18 protein-coding genes, 1 tRNA gene and 1 pseudogene are annotated in these 25,362 nt (G+C 62.2%); 18 read left to right on the top strand and 2 right to left on the bottom strand.

The features are described 5' to 3' along the window. Positions 1-196: 196 nt before the first annotated feature. The 6 genes from AC1RKI_RS04085 (at position 197) to AC1RKI_RS04060 (ending at position 11,055) form a co-directional block, all read left to right on the top strand. Complete coding sequence (locus AC1RKI_RS04085; RefSeq protein ID WP_227460116.1) at positions 197-1,669, top strand: efflux transporter outer membrane subunit; 1,473 nt, start codon at positions 197-199, stop codon at positions 1,667-1,669. Between the two features lie 220 nt (positions 1,670-1,889). After that, positions 1,890-4,481, top strand: coding sequence for an FHA domain-containing protein (locus AC1RKI_RS04080; RefSeq protein ID WP_492794796.1), 2,592 nt, complete (start codon positions 1,890-1,892; stop codon positions 4,479-4,481). Beyond that, a complete protein-coding gene (locus AC1RKI_RS04075; RefSeq protein WP_061955976.1) occupies positions 4,478-5,869 on the top strand; it encodes an HlyD family secretion protein in 1,392 nt (463 codons plus the stop codon). Before AC1RKI_RS04080 ends, AC1RKI_RS04075 begins: the two co-directional genes overlap by 4 nt. Before the next feature lie 32 nt (positions 5,870-5,901). Next, on the top strand, positions 5,902-6,654 hold the full coding sequence (locus tag AC1RKI_RS04070; RefSeq protein ID WP_150981150.1) for a peptidylprolyl isomerase: 753 nt from the start codon (positions 5,902-5,904) through the stop codon (positions 6,652-6,654). After that, complete coding sequence (locus tag AC1RKI_RS04065) at positions 6,635-9,742, top strand: peptidase domain-containing ABC transporter (RefSeq protein WP_223505795.1); 3,108 nt, start codon at positions 6,635-6,637, stop codon at positions 9,740-9,742. The genes AC1RKI_RS04070 and AC1RKI_RS04065 overlap by 20 nt, the downstream gene beginning before the upstream one ends. Then, positions 9,739-11,055 carry a sigma-54 interaction domain-containing protein gene (locus AC1RKI_RS04060; protein WP_492794799.1) on the top strand — a complete coding sequence of 439 codons (1,317 nt, stop codon included), beginning with the start codon at positions 9,739-9,741 and terminating at the stop codon, positions 11,053-11,055. Before AC1RKI_RS04065 ends, AC1RKI_RS04060 begins: the two co-directional genes overlap by 4 nt. Positions 11,056-11,112: 57 nt before the next feature. On the opposite strand, the gene AC1RKI_RS04055 is transcribed toward AC1RKI_RS04060, so the two are convergent. Both AC1RKI_RS04055 and AC1RKI_RS04050 read right to left on the bottom strand, forming a co-directional pair. Continuing rightward, the gene (locus tag AC1RKI_RS04055; protein ID WP_227459140.1) at positions 11,113-11,889 is read right to left on the bottom strand and encodes a PP2C family protein-serine/threonine phosphatase; all 777 of its coding nucleotides are present in this window, start codon (positions 11,887-11,889) and stop codon (positions 11,113-11,115) included. Positions 11,890-12,012: 123 nt separating this feature from the next. After that, the gene (locus tag AC1RKI_RS04050) at positions 12,013-12,303 is read right to left on the bottom strand and encodes a hypothetical protein (protein ID WP_061955978.1); all 291 of its coding nucleotides are present in this window, start codon (positions 12,301-12,303) and stop codon (positions 12,013-12,015) included. A 518-nt stretch (positions 12,304-12,821) separates the two neighbouring features. Between AC1RKI_RS04050 and AC1RKI_RS04045 the strand changes: the two genes are divergently transcribed. The 12 genes and pseudogenes from AC1RKI_RS04045 to AC1RKI_RS03990 form a co-directional block, all read left to right on the top strand. Beyond that, on the top strand, positions 12,822-13,292 hold the full coding sequence (locus AC1RKI_RS04045) for a lecithin retinol acyltransferase family protein (RefSeq protein ID WP_490715064.1): 471 nt from the start codon (positions 12,822-12,824) through the stop codon (positions 13,290-13,292). A gap of 243 nt (positions 13,293-13,535) precedes the next feature. Continuing rightward, positions 13,536-13,610: transfer RNA gene (locus tag AC1RKI_RS04040), tRNA-Arg, on the top strand. A gap of 559 nt (positions 13,611-14,169) precedes the next feature. Beyond that, entirely contained in the window at positions 14,170-16,521 is a 2,352-nt protein-coding gene (locus tag AC1RKI_RS04035; protein ID WP_492919051.1) for a type VI secretion system Vgr family protein, read from the top strand. 23 nt (positions 16,522-16,544) lie between these two features. Then, the gene (locus AC1RKI_RS04030) at positions 16,545-17,444 is read left to right on the top strand and encodes a DUF4123 domain-containing protein (protein WP_492794802.1); all 900 of its coding nucleotides are present in this window, start codon (positions 16,545-16,547) and stop codon (positions 17,442-17,444) included. Beyond that, positions 17,441-20,002, top strand: a complete 2,562-nt coding sequence (locus AC1RKI_RS04025) for a T6SS effector BTH_I2691 family protein (RefSeq protein WP_492794804.1) — start codon at positions 17,441-17,443, stop codon at positions 20,000-20,002. The genes AC1RKI_RS04030 and AC1RKI_RS04025 overlap by 4 nt, the downstream gene beginning before the upstream one ends. A 116-nt stretch (positions 20,003-20,118) precedes the next feature. Next, positions 20,119-21,081 (top strand): DUF6708 domain-containing protein, encoded by a 963-nt coding sequence (locus AC1RKI_RS04020; RefSeq protein WP_492794806.1) that lies wholly within the window; start codon positions 20,119-20,121, stop codon positions 21,079-21,081. A 26-nt stretch (positions 21,082-21,107) separates the two neighbouring features. Next, positions 21,108-22,070 (top strand): DUF6708 domain-containing protein, encoded by a 963-nt coding sequence (locus AC1RKI_RS04015; RefSeq protein ID WP_492794808.1) that lies wholly within the window; start codon positions 21,108-21,110, stop codon positions 22,068-22,070. 49 nt (positions 22,071-22,119) lie between these two features. Beyond that, positions 22,120-22,806 carry a hypothetical protein gene (locus AC1RKI_RS04010; RefSeq protein WP_492794809.1) on the top strand — a complete coding sequence of 229 codons (687 nt, stop codon included), beginning with the start codon at positions 22,120-22,122 and terminating at the stop codon, positions 22,804-22,806. Beyond that, positions 22,733-23,179, top strand: coding sequence for a hypothetical protein (locus AC1RKI_RS04005; protein WP_492880791.1), 447 nt, complete (start codon positions 22,733-22,735; stop codon positions 23,177-23,179). The genes AC1RKI_RS04010 and AC1RKI_RS04005 overlap by 74 nt, the downstream gene beginning before the upstream one ends. 83 nt (positions 23,180-23,262) lie before the next feature. Next, complete coding sequence (locus AC1RKI_RS04000) at positions 23,263-23,520, top strand: PAAR domain-containing protein (protein ID WP_227459146.1); 258 nt, start codon at positions 23,263-23,265, stop codon at positions 23,518-23,520. A 63-nt stretch (positions 23,521-23,583) separates the two neighbouring features. Continuing rightward, complete coding sequence (locus AC1RKI_RS03995) at positions 23,584-24,729, top strand: hypothetical protein (RefSeq protein ID WP_492794811.1); 1,146 nt, start codon at positions 23,584-23,586, stop codon at positions 24,727-24,729. 10 nt (positions 24,730-24,739) lie between these two features. After that, positions 24,740-25,362 (top strand): annotated as a pseudogene (locus tag AC1RKI_RS03990) (hypothetical protein); the annotation flags it as partial.

Genomic DNA, 25,362 nt, shown 5'->3' with positions numbered 1-25,362 from the left:
CGGGGAGCTTGTCGCCGGGGACACCTCCGCCCCGGCATTTTTTTGTCCGCGATTCCGGTTGCGCGCGCGTGCCGGGCTTGGCGTCCACGCGGCGCCGCACCACAATACAGATCGAATGCCAGGACGTGCTGCCACGGTCCGCTGGCGTTTCGCGCAGGAAGCCATCGTGACTGATTCCGCCCTCACTTCGCGCCGTATGCCGCCGTGGCTTGGCGCTGTCATCTGCGTGTCGATGCTGGCCGGTTGCGCCGATTTTCGACCACCCGAATACAAGCGTCCCGATACCCCGGCAAAGGCGGCGTGGACGCGCAACGAGTCGGTGAGCGTGTCGCCCGGCGAAACCATCGTGCCCAACTGGTGGCAAGGCTTTGGCGATCCGTATCTGGACCAACTGGTCGCCAAGGCGATGAGTGGCAATTACGACATCAAGGTGCTTGCCGCACGCATTCGCGTGGCCAACGCGCAGATCGCCGAGGTGCGCGCGGGCGCGCTGCCGGTGTTCGATGTCGGCGCGGGGCTCGATGTGTCCAAGACCACGGGGCAGGCGGTTTCTCGCACCTATAACCTCGGCGCCACGGTCAACTGGGACATCGACATCTGGGGCAAGGTCGAAAAGGGCGTGCAGGCGCAGACCGCCGAATTCCGCGCCACCGAAGCCGACTGGCGCGCCGGCTACCTGTCGCTGGCGTCCGACGTATCGATCACGTACTTCACGATCCTGCTGCTCGACGAACAGATCGACCAGCAGCGCCATACGCTGGCGCGCAACAACGACATCCTGACCACCTACAAGGCGATGCTGGCCAACGGCCTGCTGCCGCAGATCCGCGTGATGCAGCAGCAGGCGGAAATCAATCGCCTGACCAAGGACCTGATCGAACTGCGCAGATCGCGCGATGTGGCGGAAAACGCGCTGGCTACGCTGGTCGGCGTGCCGGCTGGCGAACTCAAGGTGCCGCCGGGACGCCTTCAGCAGCGCGTGAAGTTGCCGGTGGTGCCGGCAGGCCTGCCGTCGCAACTGTTGGCGCGCCGGCCCGATATCGTCGCGGCCGAATACCGCGTGCTGGCGGCCTATGACCTCGTCGGCCAGGCGCGTCTGGCGCAACTGCCCAGCATCAGCCTCACCGCGCGCGGCGGCACCGCCAGTTTCGCGTTGTCGGACCTGATGAAATCGTTCACGTTCGGCTTCATGCCGAGCATCAACCTGCCGATGCTCGATCCCAGCGTACGGGCGCGTGTGAAGACCACGGAAGCCAACGTCGGCGTGGTCGAGAACGAATACGGGCGCACCGTGATGACCGCCTTCGAGGAAGTGGAGAGCGCGTTGGTCAATGTCGATGCGCACAAGAAGCAGCGCATCGAGTTGCAGCAGCAGGTCGATCAGTTGCGCGTGGTGGGCGCGCAGATCGAGGCGCAGGCGCGCGAAGGCATTGCGTCGCAACTGGAAGTGTTCGAATCCGAACGCTCGCTGCTGACCGCGCAACAGGCGTTGTTGGCCGTGCACCAACAAATCCTGACCGATACCGTCACGCTCTACAAGGCGCTGGGCGGTGGATGGTCCGAGGTCGATGTCCGTCACGGCGCGCCAGACGCGAGGGCCGACACCGCCATGCCCGCTGCCGATGCAACGCGCTCGGGCAATCCGGAGCCGCGCAAGGCGGCGCGTTAGCCGCAACGGCGCGCAAAACGTTTCAACGTTGAAACCCGCCTGCGCCGTACGCACGCAGCAACGCTGCGGCGCAGCGCATTGACTCCCCTTACGCGTGGCCTACTATGTTTCTACCCGTGACCTGCCGCCCCTTGCCCGTCTTCGCGCCGCGCCCTCGCGCACGCAACACTGGCGATGCGCGGTTGCGCGCCACAGGCCCCACTGTTGGTTCTGGTGAAACATGACGCGCGACGATGCCCCCTTCATGGATATGCCGGTCATGGCGCAGCCAGCGGGCCAGTTGTTCGATGTCCTGCTGATGCCAGTGTCGCGCCCAGAGCTTGGCGAAATCCGCATCGGCGACGACCTGTTCGCGATCGGACGCGGCGAGGCGCCGTTCGCTGCCTATCCATCGGAAGCCGTGTCGGTGCTATCGCGTCGTCACGCGCGGATCTTTTCCGAAGACGGTTCGGTCTATGTCGCCGATCTGGGCAGTAAGAACGGCACGCGCGTGAATGGCGGCACCGTGGCGCAGCAGCCGGCGCTGTTGCGCGATGGCGACGAGCTAAACTTTGGCGCGGGGCTGTCGTACCGCGTCAGGCTCTATCCGCGCCCGCCCGCGCCGGAGCCGCCGCGCGTCGCGGTCACTCTGACGCCGGTGCGCGACGATCTCGGCCTGCAGCCGGTCGTCATCGCGCGTTTTCCGTTTATGGTCAACAAGACCGACGAGACGTTCGCGCGCTATCGCAGCGACTATCCGCACCAGGTGAACTACCTGTCGCGCCGCCACGCGCATGTCTACCTGAAGCATGGCGTGCCGTGGGTCGAGGATCTGGGCAGTACCAATGGCACGTTCGTCAATGGCGTACGGCTGCGCGACCAATCGATCCGGCTGGAATCGGGCGACGTGGTGGCGTTTGGTGGCAGCCACTTCGTCTATCGCGTGACCGTGGAGCGCGAGGCGGATGCCGACGCCACGGCCACGCGCACGTCGTTCCTGGCGCCTGCCGAGCCGGCGCGGGGCGACGGCGCGGCCGGGGTGCCGCCCGATGTCGATCCGGACAAGACCACGTTCGTTGGCGCGCCCGATTCGTTTCTCGATATTTTCTGTGTGGACTATCGCGCTGCGCAGGAAGACGAAGTCAATCCCGAGGCGCTGCCCGATGTCGGCGATCACGCGGCGCATGCGCAGCCGAAGCGCGGGCGGGTAGCCATGATGATCGTCGAGGCGTTGCGCCGCTTCGGCGTCCGTGACCGCCATCAGCTGGAACGCGCCGCGCGCATTGCGGTCCTGGCCATCTCGGTGATCGTGGTCGGTGGCACGTACATCTGGTGGCGTGGCGCGCCGGACCGCACGCTCCACGCCTTGGTCGAAAGCGGCGAATACGCGCGGGCCGCCGAGGCGACGGACAAGGTGCTGGCCGTGCATCCCGACAACGCGCAATACCAGGCGCTGGGCGCCGAGGCGCTGATGCGCGGCTTCGTACCGGCGTGGTCCGCCCGGTTGCAGGCCAACGACTTCGCTGGCGCCGACGCCGTGCTCGGCCAGATGCGTGCGCGCAGCCAGCATAACCGCGAGGGGCAGGCATTGATCCGGCAACTGGCCTGGGTGGGCGACCTCGAGCGTTTCGTGGTGGGCCGCGGCGGGATCGATGCGCCGATCCGGCTGTACACGGACGAGGCGAAGATTCGCGACCTGCTACGGCAGTGGGGCGACGATACCGCCGCGCATCAGCGCCTGCTCGGACGCATCGCCACCGATGTGCCGCCGTTCCGCGACACGTACGCGCGTGCATTGAGCGACCTGCGCCGCCTGCAGAACGACGATTCGGTCTATCTGGCCGCGATCGACCGGCTCAACACCGCCATCGCAACAGAACTGGCGCGCGATCAGCCCGAAGCACTGCAGGCGATGCTGGCCGAATACCAGGACAAATATCCGCGTCTGGCCGGGCTCGATCGGGTTTCGGCCGACCTGAAGCAGTACACGGCGATCATGCAGGCGCTGCGCGAGCGCGCGCCCGCCGCACTGGTGGCGCGGATGCGCTCGGCGAACATGTCGACGCCGCCGTTCCAAGCCGCGTATCAGGCGCTGCGGCCGCGCCTGCCCGGCGACGATGTGCTGGCGCAATACGCAAAGGCCGAAAAGGCGTGGGAGCAGGGTGACAGCACGACGGCCGTCGCTGCGCTCAGGTCGATCAAAACCGGCCCGTGGGCCGCCGATATCGCCAGGGACGCGGCGCGTCGCGAACAGGTGGCCCGGCAGTTCGCCGCCGTGTCGAACGCGCGCGGCAGCGCGGGCTACGACGAGCAGTTGCTTGCGCTCTACGCATCGCTCGATCCTCACGCCGACGCGTTCTTCACCCGAGCGGTCGAGGCCAATGTCGAGACCATTCGCGAAGGCGCCCTGCGGCACGCCAACACGCTGCTCAACCGCGCCGCGACGAACTGGCGGCAGTATCGCAACAACGGTCTGATCTCAAGCGAGCAGCGGCTGGAAGCGGCGATTTCGCCGAAGTTCCGCGCCCAGGCAAAGCTGCTGGCCGATGCGCAGGACGATGCGCGGCAGGGGCTGCGCATCTACACGCAACTAAAGATTGACGACACGGAGCAGTGGACGCGGATTCGCGACGATATCCAGGCCGAAATCGACGCACAGCGCCGCGCGGTCAACGAGCTGCGCATGGTGCTGGATCCGGCGGTATTGAAAGCGAAGCTCGTGCTGCTGGGCGAGGGCAGCAACCAGGCGACGGCTGCCACAACCGGCGCAGCGGGCGCGGGCGGTCCGGCGAGTGGCGCCACGGCGAACGTCCCCGCGGGGAGCGGGCCATGAAGGACGACCTGCGCGAACCGGGCGGGTCGCGGCTGCGTCCGCTGACCGAGGCGCTCGAGGATCACAGCGCCGAAGGCATTGCGCTGCTGAGCGCCGAGCCGCGCAAGCTGACCCTGCTGACCGTGGTGGTGACGGCGGCGCTGATGCTCTGCGGTCTGGTCTGGTCCTTCTTTGGGCACGCCGACGTGATCGTCGCCGCGCAGGGCACGCTGGTGCCGGAATCGGAGGTGCGGCGCTTCTATGCGCCCGTCGATGGCGAACTGGTCGACCTCTACGTGGCTGAAGGGCAGCCGGTTTCCAAAGACGACGTGGTGGCGCGGCTCAATGCACGCGGCGCGATCGAGGCGGCAGCCAATGCACTGCAGGCGCAGCTCAAGCTCGAGGACGCGGAACGCGAATGGAAGCAGTTTCCGGAGCGCAAGGCACTGCTGGAACGCAAGGCGCTGGCACTCAGGCAGCAGATCGAACTGGGCACGCGCCTGCACGAGAACCGCATGGCCGAGGGCACCACGCGGCTGGCCGAACAACAGCGCGCGCAGTTGACCGAGGCGCGCAGCAATCTCGAAAACGCTCGCCGTGCGCGTGAGTTCGCGCGCCAGGAACAGGATCGCTATGCACGCCTGTTTGCGCTGCCGGCTGGCGGTGGCGTGTCGCAATCGCAGGTCGAAGCCAAGCGCGCCGCCACGCAGGAGGCCGAAAACAATCTGCGCGTGGCGCAATCGCGGCTGGCTGAACTCGACGCGCGGCTGGCGCAGGAATACACGCAGGCCAGCGCGCAACTGGAAGGCAGCGGCCAGGAACTGGCGAATCTGCGCATCCAGTACGACGCCGCGATGCGCGAGATCACCAGCACCGAGGACAAGCTGCGTCTGCAGGTGCAGACCGCGCGGCTGGTGGCGGACGCCGCCGCGCGCATCAAGTTCGAAAACATCGACAAGGACAATTTCCTGCTGATCCTCGCGCCGGTGTCGGGCGTGGTCACCGATGTCACGTCGACGCAGCGCGGCGACAAAGTGCAGGCGAACACACCGCTGGGCGGCATCGCGCCGAAGGATGCACGGCCGATGCTGCGCATCGAGATCGCCGAGCGCGACCGTGCGTTTCTGCGCGAGGGCCTGCCGGTCAAGCTCAAGTTCAGCGCGTTTCCGTTCCAGCGCTACGGGCTGATCGCCGGCACGCTCGAATACATCTCCCCGGCCACCAAGCCGTCGGGGCCGGATAAGCAACCAGTCTACGAAGGCCGGGTGCGGCTGGCGCAGGACTACTACAGCGTGGCCAGCAACAAATATCCGCTGCGTTACGGCATGACGGCCACGGCCGAGATCGTGGTGCGCGAAAGACGTCTGATCGACCTGGGGCTCGACCCTTTCAGGCAGGTCGCCGGTTGAACGGGCAAGCGGTCAAACTAGAGGAGAGGGCGATGACAGCCATCGTGCGTATCGACGACGAGACGATCGACGTCGACGATTTCGTAAGGGTGCTCAAGCTGACCGGGCAGTTCGAAGGGCTGGTGGAGCAACTGGTGCGCGACAAGCTGACCGTGCATGCAGCGCGGCGGCACGGCATTGCGCTCTCGCCAGCGGACGTGCAAGAGCGCGCCGACCAGTTCCGGCGCGCGCATGGCCTGCATCGCGCGGCCGACATGAACCACTATCTCGATGCGCTGCACATCACGCTCGACGAATTCGAGACGTTTATCACCGACAGCCTCTATCAGGAACGGATGATGGAACGCGTCTGCACCGAGGCGGCGGTCGAGGAGTATTTCCAGCTCAATTCGCCGCGCTTCGACAGCATCGAGGTCAGCCACATCGTGGTGGATACCGAGGGCAAGGCGCGGGAGCTGGTGTCGTATTTGCAGGACGATCCCGATGCGTTCGCCGAAATGGCGCGCGAACACTCGATCGCCGATACGCGGGAACAGGGCGGCGACATCGGCAAGGTATTGCGCGGATCGCTCAAGAGCGATATCGAGGCCAAGGTGTTCAACGCGGAACCCGGTGACCTGCTTGGGCCATTTCCAGCGCCGGACCGCGCGTTCTTCGAAGTATTTCTGGTGCGGGCAAAACACCCGGCCAGGCTCGACGCCGATGTCGCCGTGGAGATCCGGCGGCTGCTGCGCGAAGATTGGCTGATGGCGCGGGCGCAGGAACATGTCATCGAAGCCCGCTAGCGATGCCGCGGTGACGGCTGCCGCCGCGGACCCGGCCACGCCGGGGCCGCAGTCGCTGGCCGATTTCCTCGCAGGCGTGGAGATCCTCTCGCCGCTGTCGCGCGCGGAGATCGAGCGGCTGGCGGAAAGCGCGCGCACGCTCAACTTTGGCTTCGGCGACACCGTCTGCAACGCCGGCGAAGCCGCCGACGGCATTTTTATTGTGCGCAGTGGATCCGTGCGCGTGTTCAACGAGGAACACGGCAAGGAAATCAGCATGGGCGTCCGCAAGGCCGGAGAAGTGTTTGCCGATATCGCGTTGCTGCGCGAGTATCGCCACGAGTCGTCGGTACGCGCGTCGGGCAAGACCGAACTGATCACGATTGCGCGTGCGGTGTCGGAGCCCGTGGTGAGCGGCAATCCTGCCGCGCTCGCGTTTATCACCAGCTATGTGGCGATCAGCTCCGCCGGGGGCTTCGTGGCGCGGCTGTTCGATCTGCGCGGCAAGCTGGACAAGGCCGAGCTCGAGGACGCCGTGCGCAGCGTGGGCGTCAAGCGCGTGGCGGCGGGCAAGACGATTCTCCAGCAGGATGGCCGCGACGACCGGCGGCTGTATGTGGTGCGGCAAGGCACGGTGCGGATCGAGCGCGAGGAAGACGGCGACATCTTCCCGTTGGCCACGCTGCGGCAGGGTGACATTTTCGGCGAGCGCGCGTGCGTGATGCGGCAGGAGCAGATGGCCTCGGCCATCGCCGAAACCGACACGCGCTTGCTGGTGATCCCCGAGAAAACCGTGCAGTTGATCCTTGAGCGAAACGGGCGGCTGCGCGAGGTGCTCGAAGAAAGGATCCGCGCGGTCGACCGCGAACTGCATCGGCAAAAGAAGCTGGCCGAGCGGCGCAAGCGGCCGGTACTGCTCGATCTGCAGTCGAAGCCCGAGCTGGGCGAGCGTGTGATCCGCCGCTTTGCGCTGGTGGAACAGGCCGAGGAGATGGATTGCGGCGCGGCGTGCCTGGCGATGATCTGCCGCCATCACGGCATTCCGATGACGCTGGGCAAGCTGCGCGAACTGGCCAACGTGACTACCGCCGGCGCGACGCTGGACAGTCTGGCGCGCGCCGGCGAATCGCTCGGGTTCACCACGCGCGGCGTGCAATGCACGCGCGATGCGCTGCTCGGCTTCGAGCTGCCGTTCATCATTCACTGGGAGGGCTACCACTATGTAGTGGTCTACGGCGTGTCGTCGCGACACGTCTGGGTGGCAGACCCGGCGATCGGTTTCCGCAAGATGAACACCGAGGAATTCGAGCGCGGCTGGAGCGGCACGTGCCTGCTGTTCTCGCCGGGCGAGCAGATGACCGAGCTGGCGGTGTCGCGTTCGCCGTGGCTGCGCTTTATCGGCTATCTCGCGCCGTACAAGACCATCCTTGCGCATCTGTTCCTGGCGACATTCGTGATCCAGCTGCTGGGCGTGGTGCCGCCGCTCATCATCCAGAACATCCTCGATGGCGTGGTCGTGCACCAGAACATCGGTCTGCTGCATCTGCTGATCGTGGGTCTGGTGATCTCGAACGTCTTCACGCAACTGATGGTGACGATCCGTGCGTACCTGGCCAACTTCATGGTGCGCAACATGGATTTCGCGATGATGTCGCACTTCTTCAAGCACACGCTGTCGTTGCCGCTGTCGTTCTTTGCCAAGCGCAAGACGGGCGACATCTTTGCGCGCTTCCAGGAGAACCAGACCATCCGCGCCTTCCTGACCGAATCGACCGTCACCACCGCGCTGAACCTGCTGATGGTATTCATCTACTTCAGCATCATGTTTCTCTACAACGTCAAGCTGACACTGCTGCTGATTGCGTTCGTGATCCCGATCGCCGCGTTGACGGTGATCGTCACGCCGAAGGTCAAGACTTATGCGCGCGAAGTGTTCGCGGCATCGACCGATGCCAAGGCATACCTGATGGAGACGCTCGGCGGCGCCGAGACGGTCAAGGGCATGGGTATCGAGCGTCCGGTGCGGCTGCGTTGGGAGCGCAAGTACGCCAAGGCGCTGGACAGGCAGTATCACGCGCAGGCGTTCCATATTCTTGTGGGCCTGGCGAGCCAGGTGCTGAACGCGGCCACGACCATCACGATCCTGTGGGTGGGGGCCACGCTGGTGCTGGAACGTGAACTGACGATCGGCCAACTGATCGCCTTCAACGCGTTCATGGGCAGCGTGCTGGCGCCACTGATGGGGCTGGTGGCGCTATGGGGCCAGTTGAACGACGCCGGCGTGGCAATGGAGCGGCTGGGCGACGTGCTCGATCTGGAGCCCGAGCAGAGGCCGCAGGACGTGCTGTCGCGCGTGATGCTGCCCGACCTGCAGGGCGAGATCGATTTCGACGGCGTCTATTTCCGCTACGGCGGCGAGGACACGCCCTATGTGCTCGAGAACATCAGCTTTCATATGCGCCCCGGTGAAATGGTTGCCATCGTCGGCCGCAGCGGATCGGGCAAGACTACGCTGGCCAAGCTGCTGGTCGGCTTCTACAAGCCCAGCGAAGGCTCGATGAAGGTCGACGGCTACGACATGAACGTGATCGATACGGAATTCTTCCGTGCGCAGGTGGGCTACGTGATGCAGACCAATCTGCTGTTCTCGGGCACGGTGGCCGAGAACATCGCATGCGGCGACGAAAGTCCCGACCGGCGTCGCATCGAGGAAGTGGCGCGGATGGCTGACGCGCATCCGTTCATTTCCAAGCTGCCGCTCGGCTACGAGCAGGTGGTGGGCGAACGCGGCATCGGGCTGTCCGGCGGTCAGATCCAGCGGCTGTGCATCGCCCGCGCGCTCTATCACGACCCGCGTCTGCTGGTGTTCGATGAAGCGACATCGGCGCTCGACACGCAATCGGAGAGCAACATCCTGGCCAACATGCAGGACATCCTGCGCGGGCGCACCGCGGTGATCATCGCGCACCGGCTCAGCACGATCATGCAGGCCGACAAGATCCTGGTGCTGTACGAGGGCGGCATCGTCGAGCAGGGCAGACACGAGGAACTGCTGGAGCGGCGCGGCATGTACTACCAACTGGTCCAGAAGCAACTGAGCGCGGCATGAAGCTATACAACCCCACGCCCGCCACGTCCGCGGTGTCGTTCGCGGGCCTGATCGAGAAGATCGAGATCCTGCGCTCGACGCTGCGCTGGTCGTCGCGGCTGGAGCGCGCGGAAATCGAGAAGCTGCTCAAGCAGGCTACCGCGTTGCGCGACGAAGTGATGGGCCTGTCGCACAAGGAACGCTTTGTCGCCGCGGCGGCTGCCGCCGGCGAGCCGGATGCGCCGGCCGTCGAGCCTGTGGAGATGTCGTCGCGTGAACGCCGGCAGGCGCTGATGGAGCGCAGCTTCATTTTCGAAGGCACGTTCGGCGACAACCCGAAACTGCTAGAGGCGCTGGAAATTGCCGAAAAAGCCGCGCCGACCGACCTGCCGGTGCTGATCGATGGCGAAAGCGGCACAGGCAAGGAACTGATGGCCAAGGTGATCCACGCCAACGGGGCGCGCACTGACAAGCCGTTTATTTCCGTCAACTGCGGCGCGATTCCTGACAGCCTGCTGGAGTCCGAACTGTTCGGGCACAAGAAGGGCGCGTTCACTGGCGCGGCCACTGATCGGCGCGGCAAGTTCGAGAGCGCGCATACCGGCACGATCTTTCTCGACGAGATCGGCGAGCTGCCGCTGACCGGACAGGTTAAGCTGCTGCGCGTGCTCGAGGCGCACGAGATCCAGCGCGTCGGGTCCGATGAAGTCATTTCCGTCGACACCCGCATCGTCGCGGCCACCAACAAGGATCTGCGCAGCATGAGCGCGGCCGGCACGTTTCGCGAGGATCTGTTCTACCGCCTGAGCGTGATCCACGTCACGCTGCCCGCCTTGCGCGAGCGCCGCGACGAGATCCCGCTGCTGGTTTCCTATTTCGGCGACGAAGCCGCAGGCCAGTTAAAACGCCGCCCGATCCGGCTCACGCCGCGGCTGCGGGATTTTCTGCTGCACTACGACTACCCCGGCAATATCCGCGAGCTGCGCAACCTGATGTATCGGCTGTCGTGCCTGGCCGGCGATACGGCTGACTTTGCGCATCTGCCGCAAGACATCCGCCCCAAGCCGTCCGCGCTGGCGGTGGTGCCGATCGATGGCACCACATCGCGCGTGACCGATCCCGGCATCGCCACGTCGCTCTCCGAAGCCAAACGCGCGGCCAGCGATGAGGCCGAGCGCGCGTTCCTGGAACGCGGACTGCAGGAAGTGGGCGGCACCGTGGCCGAACTGGCGCGCCGCTGCGACATGAACCGCTCGCATCTGCAGATGCTGCTCAAGAAGCACGGCATCCATTCCAAGGATTTCCGCACCCAGCGCCCGGCCGGCGCCAAGTAGGCGCGCCGGTTTGGTCGGATACGGCGGCGCGCGTTCTATGGCGCACGCAATGGCGCGTCAGACTTCCGGATTAAGCAGCGTCATGTCCGATCCACCGGCAATGTCCTCGGCGCGGATCACGACCACCGACACGTTGTCGCGGCCGCCGTTGCCCAGGGCCAGTGCGAGCAGCGCCTGGGCGGCCTGGGCCGGATCGGTCACGGCCGCGAGCGTGTCGGCGATCTGCACGTCCTCGACTTCGTTGCTGAGTCCGTCGCTGCACAGCAGGAAAACATCGCCATCGCCGATCTCAAGCGTGAGCTGTTCCAGGTCGAGCGTTGCCGCCGCGCCGACCGCGCGCGTGATCGTGTTGTGTGCCGGATGGTGCCTGGCTTCCTCTGCGGTGATCAGCCCGCGCGCCTTGAGGCGTTCCACCTGGCTGTGATCGCGCGACAACTGTTTCAGGTGCCCGCCGCGGAACAGGTACAGCCGGCTGTCGCCGGCCCACAGACAGGCGCAGCGACGTTCGCACGCCAGCAGCATGACGACCGTGCTGCCGATCACCCGCACCTTCATGCGCAGCGCCTGCTCGATCAGCAAATGGTTGACGGACTGGATGGCCTGGCGCGCATTCGCCACCGCATCGTCGAAGCTGGCCGGTGCGGGCAGCGTGGCCAGCGCATCGACGATGGCGCGGCTGGCAAAGTCGCCCACCGCGTGGCCGCCCATGCCATCGGCCACCGCCCAGATGCCTCGCTCGGGCAAGTCCAGGCAGGCGTCCTCATTGCGCTCGCGCACGCGGCCAACGTCGGTGCCCGCGGCGGAGGTCCAGCGGAATTGCGATACGCAGGTCACGACATGCTCCCGCGCGAGCCCGTGACCGATGTCACGCCGCGCGAACTGGCGCCCCCAGCGCCGACTGGATCGGGGTTGCCGCATTGGCTGCCCGGACTGCGGGCAGCATCGGATCAACCGCCGCTACACCAACCGTCCCTTGTTGCGGGCGTCCATATTCGCATCGACCGCAATGGTCGAGTTCGGCGCGTTGTTGTGGACGTCGATGCTCTGGAACTGGTTGTTCATCTGATCAGCATAGAAGCTGTAATTGATCTCGTAAAAGTTCACGACCGGCGACGCGCTGGGCCGCGCTGCCACATACGGCTGGATCCAGCCAAAAACCCACGGCGCGCCGCCGCCCCGGATGGCGGACATAGCGCGGACATCGAGTTCGTGGCGCGTATCGAGATCGCGGATGGTGAGCTTGGCCATGATCGTCTCCTGAAGGCGGGCATCGGTGGTTGCGACGCCGTTGTATCCGCAAGGCCCATGCCATGCGCGCCACAGGGCGACCAAGGCGCTCGCCGGGCTCGTCTGCGGCCGTTTATGGTGGATTCCGGCTGTTTGTGGCGCTTTCGCGGCAGCGCACGGCGCCGCGAGCGGGGCATGTGTAACGAAGGGCGCTTTCAGAGGTTGGGGCCGCGCCAACATGCGCCGCAAACAGTGGGGCGGAAACCGTCACCGGGCAAGCATGCGGCTGCGCCTTGCACGGCTCGGACGGCGACGCCGCCCCGGGACCGCGCGGTGCGAATGGCGCTCGCCGCCCAACACAACGCGCGGATTCGTGTCGGCATCGCACCAACCATCGCCCCGCGCCGCAGGGGCATGGTCGCCCGCAAACCGTTATGCAATGGTCCTTGCCCCGGATTGGCACGCTTGATGCGGTTGGGTTGGCAACGACGCAGCACTGGCTGCCAGACACCGACACCGACACCGCACCGAGACCTGCCATGAAACACGAAGACCAACAACAAGCCGACCTGCCGGACGACGTCTATGTGCCGGGCGCCCACCTCGTGACGCAACGCCATGGCTACGCGCACCACGGCATCTACGCCGGCAACGGCCGCGTGATCCACTATGCCGGCTTCTGTCACGCGCTCCATTCGGGACCGGTGGAAGAGACCTCGCTCGAACAATTCGCACAAGGCCATCGCGTCACCATCAAGGCCGAGCCGTGCGCGTGCTACGTCGGCGCCGAAGCAGTGCGTCGCGCCCGCAGCCGCCTGGGCGAAAACGACTACCACCTGCTGACCAACAACTGCGAGCACTTCTGCACCTGGTGCCTGCTAGGCCAGGCGCGCAGCGAACAGGTGGAGACATGCCTGCGTCATCCGCAAGCCGCCATCGTCACCGTGCTGCAACTGGTACGCGCACTGCTGTCTCCGACCAACGGCCACACCGGCCTCAACGCCGCCTGAACCAACCAACACCTTCGCAATGGGAGCCCGCCATGTCCGCACTGATCGATTGGGAACGCTGCAGCAGCCATCTCGGCCGCGCCAGCCATCGGCGCCGCGACCCTGGCCGCGCGCCCAAGCGCCCCCGCACCACCACCGCCCGCGCAACACGTCGCGGCGATCCACATGCGCCCGAGTTTGCTATACTCCGCTCCGTCTTTCGGCCCGCCCGTCCTACTGCGGCGGCGCCATGCAGACGGTCCGCTCGCCGTAGTTCAATGGATAGAACGAGCGCCTCCTAAGCGCTAGATACAGGTTCGATTCCTGTCGGCGGGACCAACATCAAGTCTGCGGCAGTTTTCCTGAAGTTTTCCCCTTTGCGATAAATCCAGGCTTTTCGGCCCGGCGGCCTGCCAGAGGTTGCCACGATCCGCGCGCATCTGTCGTCGTCAACGCCGCAATGTCGGTGCCTGCAACGGGCTCCCGCGTGCGGTGGCACCTCTCACCGCTCCAAATTCCACCCCGCCAAGCTCCACAAGCGCGCTCGCAAGCGAAATGCCGCTTTCTGCCTCTCACTTGGCCGATCAGCGTGGCTTGAGTCAAACATTCGACGTAAAGCTTCCGCAATTTATTTTGTGTAAACACTAGATATTTCTTATATCGGAATGTCTCGTATTTCCGTGTTCGTTATTTCGGTAATCAAAAGATAAATATCTGTAAATCATAAAAATATTATTTCAGATTTTGTTCTATTTCTGTTGTTTGCGCGACGCATTGGCTGTTCTCGCCTGTTGGATAGCGGCGTAAGGTTTTGACGCACGAGAATGTCGGCCGGGCGTCGCAAGCGACGGCCTGTTCGGAGAACGCGATCACGGCTGGTAAGGAGCAAGCAACAGTGATGGATGTGACGGATGAACTGAAATCATGGGGCGACGGGCTGCCAAGGTCCGTGACCAGGCTGCAGCCCTATCACCTGAAGGTGCTCGGAGCGAATAGTGCTGCTGGCCTCTCCGTGGTGTCATTCGAGGCTGTAGAGCGCCTGGGCGAACCCTACAGCGTCAAGATCCGATTGACCCATCCGATGGACCTGGACCGGATGGAGTACGTGCGCCGTGACGCCACTTTCTCGATCAACCCGGGCGACGGCTCGGAGCCTCGGCAATTCTCTGGCTGCATCTTCCGCTTTTCAAAAACCCGTCAGACCCGCGACTTCTGCGCCTATGAGATGGAGTTGCGCCCGAAGGTCGCCTTGCTGACGCTGACCAAGGCAAGCCGTGTCTATCAGAGAAAGACCGCGCCACAGATTATCGAAGCCATTCTTCGCCGCCACGGCCTGGAAGGCCACCAGTTCGCGTTCAAGATTCGTCGCCAGTATCCGGAGCACCCATTCCGGCTCCAGTACCAGATGTCCGACTGGGACTACATCCGGCTGCTTATGGAACAGGAGGGGCTGTACAGCTATTTCCTGCCGAGTCCGCATGGCGCTGTCTTTGGCGATGTGTTTCAGGTCTGCGACGACATCGATCACTATATTTACCAGCCGGAATTGCGGGTTCCCTATCGGGAAACAGCCGGTCTGGAATCGGGTATTGAGACGGTATTCGATATTCAGACGCACGTCCGTACGGTGCCTGAATCGTTTCGCACGGCCGACTACAACCCGGCGGATTCCTACGAACGCAAGGTAGGCGAGGCCAATGTCGCCCGCAAGGAAACAGGCAACTACGGCCAGTCCTATGTCTACGGCACGCATCACCTCGATATGGCGGGCGCCAAGTGGGAAGCCCAACTGCGCCACGAGGCAGCGCTGGCTGGACAAATCGTCTACGAAGGCCAGAGCAATGTCCTGGGCCTGCGGCCTGCGCGCATCCTGCGCATGGACATCAACCTACCCGATGCGCCGCACGGTCAGGTAATCACGGAAGTCGTCCATATCGGGGCGCGAGACCAGGCTTACCGCAATACCTATAAGGCCATTCCTTCGGATCGACGCTTCCGACTGCCGATCGATGAGAGCAAGTGGCCGCGCATCGCGGGCACCCTGAGCGGGCGCGTGACGTCTCCTGGCAAATATAAGTACGCCTATCTGACGCAGCATGGCCTGTATGTCGTGCGCCTGGATCTGGATTTCGAGGATTGGCCCAACGGCGGCGAGAGTGTGCCGATGCGTCTGGCGAAACCGTTTGCCGGAGCGCGGCAGACCGGTTTCCACTTTCCGCTGATCGATGGCACCGAGGTCGCCATCGCCTTCCGCGACGGCAATCCCAACAAGCCCTACATCGCGCACGCCCACCATCACAGCCGGCACGAGGACCTGATCACCAATCGGGATCGCTGGCTGTCGCGCAACGTGATCCGAACGCAAGCAAACAACAAGCTGCGATTCGAGGACTGGGAGGGGCAGGAGGGCGTCAAGCTGTCCACCGACTACGGTGGCAAGACGCAGCTCAACATGGGCTATCTGGTCGATCACAAGCGCCAGAAGCGTGGGGAAGGTTTTGAGTTGCGGACGTCCGCCAAGGGGGTATTGCGAGCCGGCCAAAGCATGGCGCTCCTGGTGCATGACCAGCCGATGGCCGATGGCAAGCAAGACGACATTGCGCCGGTCATGAAGCTGCTCGGGAATGCCATGGAGAAGATGCAAGCATTGTCGAACGCCGTCCAGCGTGCACAGGCCGATCTTTCGGATCTGCGCAGGCAATCAGAACTCAAGGACGAAAAGATCAAAGACCTTCATCAGGCCGTTCTTGTGTTGTCTGCACCAGACGGTATCGCTGCTGTCACTGGCGGCTCGATCCAGCAAAGCGCAGGAGAGACTTTGATACTGACCGCTGGAAAGAACATTGATCTTGGTGCTTCGGAAAATCTGACCGCCGCGGTAGGTGAAGCCATCTCGTTGTTTGCGCACCATAACGGGATGAAGCTCTTCGCGGGTGAAGGGGCGCTGCAAGCCCAGGCTCAAACCGGTCAAATGGAGTTGAGCGCAAAGCAGGACGTCGCCATCACCAGCACAGACGGACAAGTGCAGGTTGCCGCCGCGAAGTCGCTTCTGCTGACCTGTCAAGGCGCCTACATCAAGTTGGAAGGGGGAGAAATCGAAATTGGGTGTCCGGGCAACCTCAGGGTGCGCGCGGCGGATTTCGACTTTCAGCAGCCAGCCTCCAGATCGTTGGCGAGCAAATTGCCCCCGGCGTGTGCCGCACGCGTGAACTCAGCAGCGGCAGCTGGCGCGGGCGTGGTGGCACGGTGATTGTCAGGAATCTGATCACCGACATGCTTGAGACACTGCGTGCCCTGCGTGACATCAAGGGTTTTAAGCACGTTTTCCTTCTGATTGATCCCTTGGCGGGCAGCGCGCCGCTTGCAAAGTGGGAAGGCCTCGTTCCTTCGGACAAGCAGTGGGCATTACGCGACCTAAATTTCCGAGATACGACGTTCCCGAGTCCTCGCCTGTTTTTGCTTGACCAAGCATCCGATGAGTTGCTGGAGGCGTCTCTGAGGTGCGCGGGTGCTGCCGAGGATCTGCACGATGTCGTTACCCCCAACCCTGCGATCTGCGGCTGGCTGCTTGCTCGGGGCGTGCCATCCGATGTGCCACGCCACCTCGTCGCGGCCATGCAGCAACGCAACGCGAAGTTCGAACCCGTACTTCTGCGGTACTACGATCCGCGCGCGCTGGCGCGCCTGAACCGGATTCTTGATGACGAGCAACGGCAGCAACTGCTGGGACCGATCGAACACTGGTTCGCACTGGACCGTTTCGGAAAGCTAGGCGACTTGCAGACACAACCGCCTGCTCCCTACATCTCGTCGACGCTGAAAGCGACAGCGGAGCAATGGGCGTCTATCGAGCGTATCGAAGCATTCAACCGATCGGCGGCTTTGCTTGAACAAGTCAATGGCAATCCGCTACCCGTGGAAAAAGAGGCTGAACTGGATGCGGCGCTAAGTCGTTCGGCCGCGACCGGCCTGTCTGCCATCGATGACGCCATCACATTTGCCTTGTACAGCCTTACTGTTGGCCCCCGATTCGACCAGCATCCGAGCGTTGCAGCGGCGTTGACAAGCACCCGAAGCGGGCAAGGCAGGCTGGCGGATGCGCTGGAGTCCTTGCCGGAACACGTGTGGAAAGAAATATCCGATCCATCCTCACAGCAAACGGAGCAAGTATGACCACTCCCCAGGCCATCAGCCAAGCTGTTCGGCAGTCTGTCCTATCCAGGCCTGTAGGCGGCAAGAAGGACTGCATGTTCTGCAAGCCGAAGGGGTTTACGTTCCTGCCTTTGCGTTACGCAGTGGTTTGTAATGCCCCAGCCAGTCAATGGCCGGAGCTTACGTCGCCGCTGGGCGCAAACGTCGTCAACAAAACGCTGAGCGCATCGCGCTACACAGTGCGCCTGCTGCGCGAGGGCTATTTGTACGTCTTGGTCGAACGCAAGAGCGGCAAGCAGTGGCAAGGCTATGCCGTCACCCCCGGCGGCATGCTCGCCCAGTTTCCCGTGGGCAATCCACCTAGCGTGCTAGTTCCTTTCACTTGCGACCTGGCGACCGACGGCGTCGGGGCTTCCTTGGTCTCGATCGAGAAGATTGAGGAAGTCTCGGCAATCTACATGCTGTTCTCGCCGGATGTCGTGCCGGTAGCGGTGCTGAACCAACGCGCCAAGGACAAGCTTGGCATGCAAGTCCTCTCGCCCAAGGGGTTGCAGGGCCAGGCCCACACGCTGGAGGCGAACGAGCTGATCAAATGGGTGGCTGAATTCAAGCTGAACAAAGACGGTGCTGGCACGATCTCCACGACCGACGCGCGCTTGACAGATCGCGCACCGTTTGCGCGTCAGCTCTACCCGCTCGTGAGCGGTCCGGGCGTAACCAGGCCAGATTTCGATGCTCACGGTCAGCGCCTCACCAATCTGGTTAAGAAGCTGGCGGAAACCAAGTCTCCGGCCATCGTCTTGTGGGATCCGATTGGCATCGCACAAGAACTCAACCGATGGCACCGTGCGCTGGATGAGCAGATTCAGGCGTTGATCAGGCCGCATGAATGGGCGTTGCAGACCTCGTTTCAGATTGTTGGGTTCAAGAATTACATTCTGACGCAAGCGGCGGTGCCGCCGCGCCGCGACCCCTCCAGCGCGTATCTTGCCGCCAAGCACGGTATCAATCCGGAATACAGGCTGTGGGAGCGAGACCCCGCAGGCTGGGTCAAGCGCAATCAGCGGGCAACCTGGTCGCGTTACGAGTCCAGCTACGACGAGGCCGCACGTGCCAAGCTGGTCCAGCAGGTGGACGGTCAACTCAAGTCCCAGTTCGATGATGCGGAGAAGCGCTTTGCCGAACTCAAGGCATGGCTGACCAGCCGGGCGCTACTCGATGCCCTAGCGTGGTACGCCACAGACGATATCCTCTGCGGCGCGCTATTCGAGTATCAGGTGTCCTTGTGCACCTATGCGCTGGGTACCTCCAGGGGCGGGCTGGCAATGCTGACGGAGTGGGCCAAGGATATTGGGGTCCGACAGGACAATCTGATGATCCGTCAGTTGCTGTTCAACCAGCAAGCCGCCATGACTGAGTTCAAGGCGGTTGCGAACAAGCTGAAGGACCAGCCGGACGTCACTACCGCCAACCTGCAAGCGATGGTGTCGAACATCGCTGGCACCTTCGACAAGGCTGGGGCGATTGCCGCGCTGGCGGAAGGTGGCGTCGCGCCGGTCGGTATGGGCGGCGTTGCCGCCAAGTTCGTGCTCGGCGCGCAGCTCTATTCGACCATTGGGCAGACGCCGCTGCAACCGGCAAATGGCGCGATCAGCAAGCTCTATGCATTCCTGCTGTACCTGCGCGGTGGCGCCAAGGCCTATATGCAAGGGGCGGCCGATACCGTGATTGGCGTGTTCGACGCCGCCTATGCGTCCAAGGCCGCAGTCCCCCTGGAACAAGCGAGCCAACTGCGGAGCAAGCTGGCGCAGGCGGCGGCGGAGAAGAGAAACGGTAACTTCGCGGCGCTGCGCCTTGGGACGGCGCTGGCGTTGATTGAGAGCTGGAACCTGGCGCTCAAGCTGGCCGCGGCCAAGGGCAAGGGCGACCATACGCGCGAGCGCTGGGAGATGTATGCCGCCCTGACCGCAACCTCAAGCGCGATTGCAATCTCGGTAGCCAATCTGGGGAAGGTGGTGGGTAGCACATCGCACTGGATTGAACATCTATCGCTGAGCAGCGGGATGTTGGGTGCATTTGCGGCGGGTGTGGTGGCTGTAGAGGCGTTTGGGGAGGCACAGGCGGCGTATGGAGATGGCCGTACGTTTGCCGCATTCGCATTCGGTGTCAAAGGCGTGCTAAACGCAGCGGTGGCGGTGGGGTCGTTCTATGTGGGCGCGTTATATGGGGGCCCATTGTTGGTGCGGATCGGGCAGATCATTGGCGAGAAGAGGATGGGCAGCTTGATAGAAGCGGCGGGGGTCGGGTTGGCGGAGTTTGCCGAGAGGAAGATTGCATCCAGAGTGTTCGTGCGCCTTACGGAACGCATCGCAGCCGAGGCTTTGCTAGGCGTCATTGGGTGGTTGCTGATCCTGGAACAAGTGGGGGAACTCACATTACTGGCGTTGGAGGACGACCCGATGCAGGTGTGGCTCACACGTTGCCGCTTTCGTAAGCAGGTTGATGCCTATCGCGGTCTCTGGGGGGCGATGATCCATGACAAGACTGCAGGCACGCCATACACCAGCCAGGATGCGTAAGCGCAGGAGTTCCAGAAGGCGCTGCAGGCGCTGATTGGCAATGCCAACGATGCCCAAGATAGTCTGCTGAACCCTTCCCGTTCAGCGCCCCAACCAGCCATGCAAGGAGGTCGGTAATGCTGATGGAAGAAGCCATTGCCTGGAGCTTGAAGGAATCACCGGGTATTGACCCGAGTCTGCCCATGACAGACGGTATGGCGCACGACCAGCGAGCCGCACAGCGGCCGATTGCCAATGCATCGGTATTCAAGAAGAACGACACCTATCTGGAGGTATGCGGGCAGTTCGAAGCACAGCGTGGGATGTTGGGCTTTGCGGTGTGCTTGATTCCGGTGGGGGTGATCGGCTTTTTGTCCTATATGGTGGGCCGAGCGATTTTCGATCTCATAAGAGGATTCTTGGGCGCAGATCTGCCGGCCAGTTTTGGGGGGTTTTTTTTTTATATTCTGGCTACATCATTGACGCTCATTCTTCCCGTGGGCTGGCTCTTCAAAAAGCTCCTTCTGCCACAAGTCCGCAAAGACTACTTCACCACCCGCCGCACATTAATTCGCTTCAACCGAGTAACGCGCAAGGTCTATGTGCACCACCCGCCTCAAGCAGGTGGGATCAATACATATGACTGGGATGAAGCGATTGCCACGCTAGACGACGGTGAGCCAGATAAAAGTAGTGGCCGCTTAGTGATGGGTTGGATCGATGTGGAAGCAGCACAGATGCGCGGCCTGATCTTTGTTGGCCGCGCCGCAGGCAATGCGGCACGAGGCCGCGCCTGGTGGGAGTACATCCGCCGCTACATGGAAGAAGGGCCGGACAGCGTGCCGCAGCCATTCGTGCGCCTATGGAAAGGAGCCTGGCCGCACATGTCGATATGGAACGTGTTCTATCTCTATCCGGAACGGCTGCTGCACGGCGGACCGCTCTGGTGGATCTTGCTGCCGTGCCTGGCTCCTGTCGATCTGATGCGCGCGGCATTGCATTGGCTGGCCATGCTGCTGAGCGTGGAGCCCAGGTTTCCCCCGGAGATCGAACATGCGGGACAGGACGGTTTGGCTGGCGTGAGCCAGCACGACGTGTAACCACCCATGAAAGGAGTTTTTTGGTAATGCTGATGGAAGAAGCCATTGCCTGGAGCTTGAAGGAATCCCCGGGTATTGATCCGAGTCTGCCCATGACAGACGGTATGGCGCACGACCAGCGAGCCGCACAGCGGCCGATTGCGAATGCATCGGTATTCAAAAAGAACGACACCTATCTGGAGGTATGCGGGCAGTTCGAGGCACAACGTGGGATGTTGGGCTTTGCGGTGTGCTTGATTCCGGTGGGGGTGATCGGCTTTTTTTGCGAAGCCGTCTATATCGTGACGCTAAGCCTCGTTAGAGGTGTTAGCGAATCAGGAATCCCTATCGGGAATCGTGGAGAAGCAATCTTTGCTCTTGTAGTCCTGCTACTGATGCTATGGGGTGTTGCGTGGCTCTTCAGGAAACTCGCATTGCCGCTAGTCCGCAAAGACTACTTCACCACCCGCCGCACATTGATTCGCTTCAATCGAGTAACGCGCAAGGTCTATGTGCACCACCCGCCTCAAGCAGGTGGGATCAATACATATGACTGGGATGAAGCGATTGCCACGCTAGACGACGGTGAGCCAGATAAAAGTAGTGGCCGCTTAGTGATGGGTTGGATCGATGTGGAAGCAGCGCAAATGCGCGGCCTGATCTTTGTTGGCCGCGCCGCAGGCAATGCGGCACGAGGCCGCGCCTGGTGGGAATACATCCGCCGCTACATGGAAGAAGGGCCGGACAGCGTGCCGCAGCCATTCGTGCGCCTATGGAAAGGAGCCTGGCCGCACATGTCGATATGGAACGTGTTCTATCTCTATCCGGAACGGCTGCTGCACGGCGGACCGCTCTGGTGGCTGTTGCTGACGTGCCTGGCTCCTGTCGATCTGATGCGCGCGGCATTGCATTGGCTGGCCATGCTGCTGAGCGTGGAGCCCAGGTTTCCCCCGGAGATCGAACATGCGGGACAGGACGTGCTCGCTGGTGTGAGCACGCAAGACATGTAAACCATTAAGCACGAGTTTTCAGAAGGCGCAACAAACACGGGACAATGCCATGCATAAATCAGGATTGCCAGAGGTGATGAGAGATGTCGAGCACGGGGTGCTAACAGCAGTGCAGGTTAATGCGCTCGACGACGCAATACGGCTAAATTGCTTGTACCCGTTTCCAATCGAGCAATGCTCTCCGCCAAAAACAACACACGGGCTCTTGTACCGCATCCAGATCGATAATAACTACGTATTTTGTCGCTGCAACGACTTCGATGGGGGGGCGCAGGCCGCGTTGATGTCCCTGTTGAAACTGGAAACCACACATCCCGTCACTTACCAGTCCATGCCCAACGAAACGGGACCGGATATTCCGACTACGCCTCGTTTCGGACTTCAACTTCTCTGGCTGGCGCAAGGTAATCGGGTGCTGCCCTGCAGGAATCATCAGTGGAACAGAGAGGATGCCATACAAAGCGTTATTGGAGGAATCGTATTCATGGTTCTTGGCGCGTTGATAGGCGCGGGCATCTACATTTTCAACAAGTCGAGTGTGTCGGAAGAATGGCCGGCACTACTCGTTGCTTTCCTCATCATTGTGCCAGGATGCATTGCGTTGTTCATGTTCGCGGTGGGTTCGATACTAGCTTTGTCGGCACCATTTGGGAGGAAGAGCGATGAAGTCAATGCAGCGCTGCAGCGAGCCAAAAACAATTATTTTAAATATGTATCGCACCATGCAGCGGATTGACGGAAATCTGGATAGGGTCGAGGTAAATACACGGCCATTTTTCATTCCACTTGGCGTGGTACCCGCAATACGCTCCAGCGACTACTTCCTTCTTTATCTGCAAGGGGATGACGATCCGGTGGTGATGGGTCCATTTGATTCACGCTGCGGAATTCACGTTTTTATTGCCATCGGAGACGCTCTGGAACTTGTTGTCGAATCCGAATACAGAGTTGTGATAGGGCTGCGAAACCGGACAGACGGAATCGTTTACTTATCAAAAAGACATCGACCCGATAAGGTGGCAGAAATCGCGGCGTGCCTTGGTCTGACAAAAGACGAGATAGATAATTCCAGTGGGTTAGGTAATGGTTTGGGTCGATACCATCGATGATGTGAAAGATCGGCAAGCCGTCTTTTGATAATGACTATTATTATGAAAAGATTGTTTATGAAAAATCAGGAGAATAAAAGCCCATGCCAAATTTTGTTCGAATCAGCGATGCCAACGACCACGGTGGCAAAGTCCTGACGGGTTCGACCACGATGAAGCTTGAGGGCCGCGGTGTCGCCCGTGTTGGCGACCGTGTGTCATGCCCCAAGCATGGCGAGAATGTCATCGTTGAAGGCTCGGGGATTTTCCGCGATGGTGGCATTCCTGTCGCTCTGGATGGGCACCGATGCGCCTGCGGCTGTCGGCTGATCGCATCGTTCGCCAACGGGCGCGTTGGGTAACGCATGCCAGTACGCTTGGAGGCCGTACCGGCCGGTGTGTCGATGCCAACCCCACCTCGCTGGATGGTGTGGCTACTGCTGTTCTTCATGCTGACGACGTTCGGTGTCGTACTGACGCTAATGCTGTGGCCCAAAGGCATGCCGACTTATGGCGCACGCTTCTGGCTCATCCTTGGGATCTCGCCGTTGGTATGGGCGCTCTTGTTTGGCTTTCGCTTGCATGCTTACGACGAGCAAATCAACTACGCGAACCTGCGCAATCAGCTTCGGGAAGAACGGCTTGCGTCCGAGACCCGGCGGGGTCAGCGTGCCATTCGCGTGATCGCCAGCGCCTACGAAACAGCGTTGGGCAACGCCGACATGGATGTGCTACTCCTCAACGGTGGCGATGGATTTCGGCAGATGGTTCCATTGGGCGGGACAGATATGGTGCGGTGTTCGACGTTGCCTGAAGGTTTGCGCGGTCCGGACTCCACATCTCCACCTGCGGCTGCACTAATCGAACACCTGTTGCGACGACTGGGTGACGATCTACAAGCCGTCCCGCAGAATGTTCCTGTGCATGTGTGGCTACAGGTCGATGCGGGAATCGATGACGCAGCACTGGTGGCCGCGTGGCACGAGGCGTCGAAAGACTGGCTACCCAAGGTGGCTAGCCTTCGATTGATAGAGCCTACCGTGGGTTTGTTGGTACTCGATCAATGGCTGGATGCTGCCGCTTCGGAGTTAGAGCGGGCCGTTCTGCTCGCAGTCGCACTCCAACTACGGCCAACACCAGCAGATCAGGAAGGGGAGGCGGCGGCCGCTGTCCTGTGCCATCTGGGGCTGGAACGTGCCGCGTGCCTTGTTGACATCCATCGCCCGGCCGAATTTGATCCGGGCAACCTCAAACAGCAATACGCTGAAGCGCTTCTTTGGGGCACACGGGACGCGCAATCGTTCGATGCCTGGTGGACGTCGGGATTCGAGCCTGAATTTTTGAACAGCATGAAATCCGTAATTGACGCTAGCCAGTTTGGCGAAGCCCGATCCGAAGGGCATCGGCAATTCACCCTCGATGTCGCCCTAGGTCAAACCGGTGCGGCTTCAGGTTGGCTTGGTGTGGCGACGGCCATCGAGCGATGCCGCAAAGAGATTGCCCCCCAACTGGTTATTACCAACGAGCAGGGTCATCACCGCATGCTGGTGATTTCTCCGTTGCAAGCTTGAGGCGCATGTCATGTTCAATAAGCTAGGCCTGCAGCCGAAGCGCCGTGGATCCGCTCTGATGATCCTTGCTCTACTGATCGCCGCGAGCATGTTTATCTGGGTTGAAGGTCAAAGCCTGGAACTGGCCCAGCCTGCGCAACGATGGAAAGCGCAGTCTCTTGTGCTGAGTCTGGTCTTACTACTGATCCTGGTCCGGGGGGTGGTCGATGCGGCCACATCGCGACTCGTCAAGCGTCAATTTGACCGGGAGCACCAACTGGCGGCACCGGAGTCGAGTGCGTCTGCCGATGCGGTTGCTGAGCGCGATGAGTTTGCTGATTTGCGCGATGAACTCCGCGCTACATACGGCTATCGCTGGCGCTACCGCCAGCCATGGCTGCTGCTCACCGGTGATAGCGCGGCCATCCAACGCCTGCTTCCCGCCATCGCTGGGCGCGGATGGCTGCGAACCGACAATGCCATCCTTTTGTGGAGGGGTTCCAGCGAGAACGGCCAACCCGACGCCGCGTGGCTCAAGCACGTATGCAAACTACGTCGCCGTCGACCCATTGACGCGGTCGTGCTCGTGACGGATGGCGACAAGGACCTGCCGACACAGCGGCGGGGCACCGACGCACCTGGCATTCGCCTGGC

Source organism: Cupriavidus sp. GW822-FHT06G04 (genome assembly GCF_058799075.1).
This window is presented reverse-complemented; position numbering and strand designations above follow the sequence as displayed.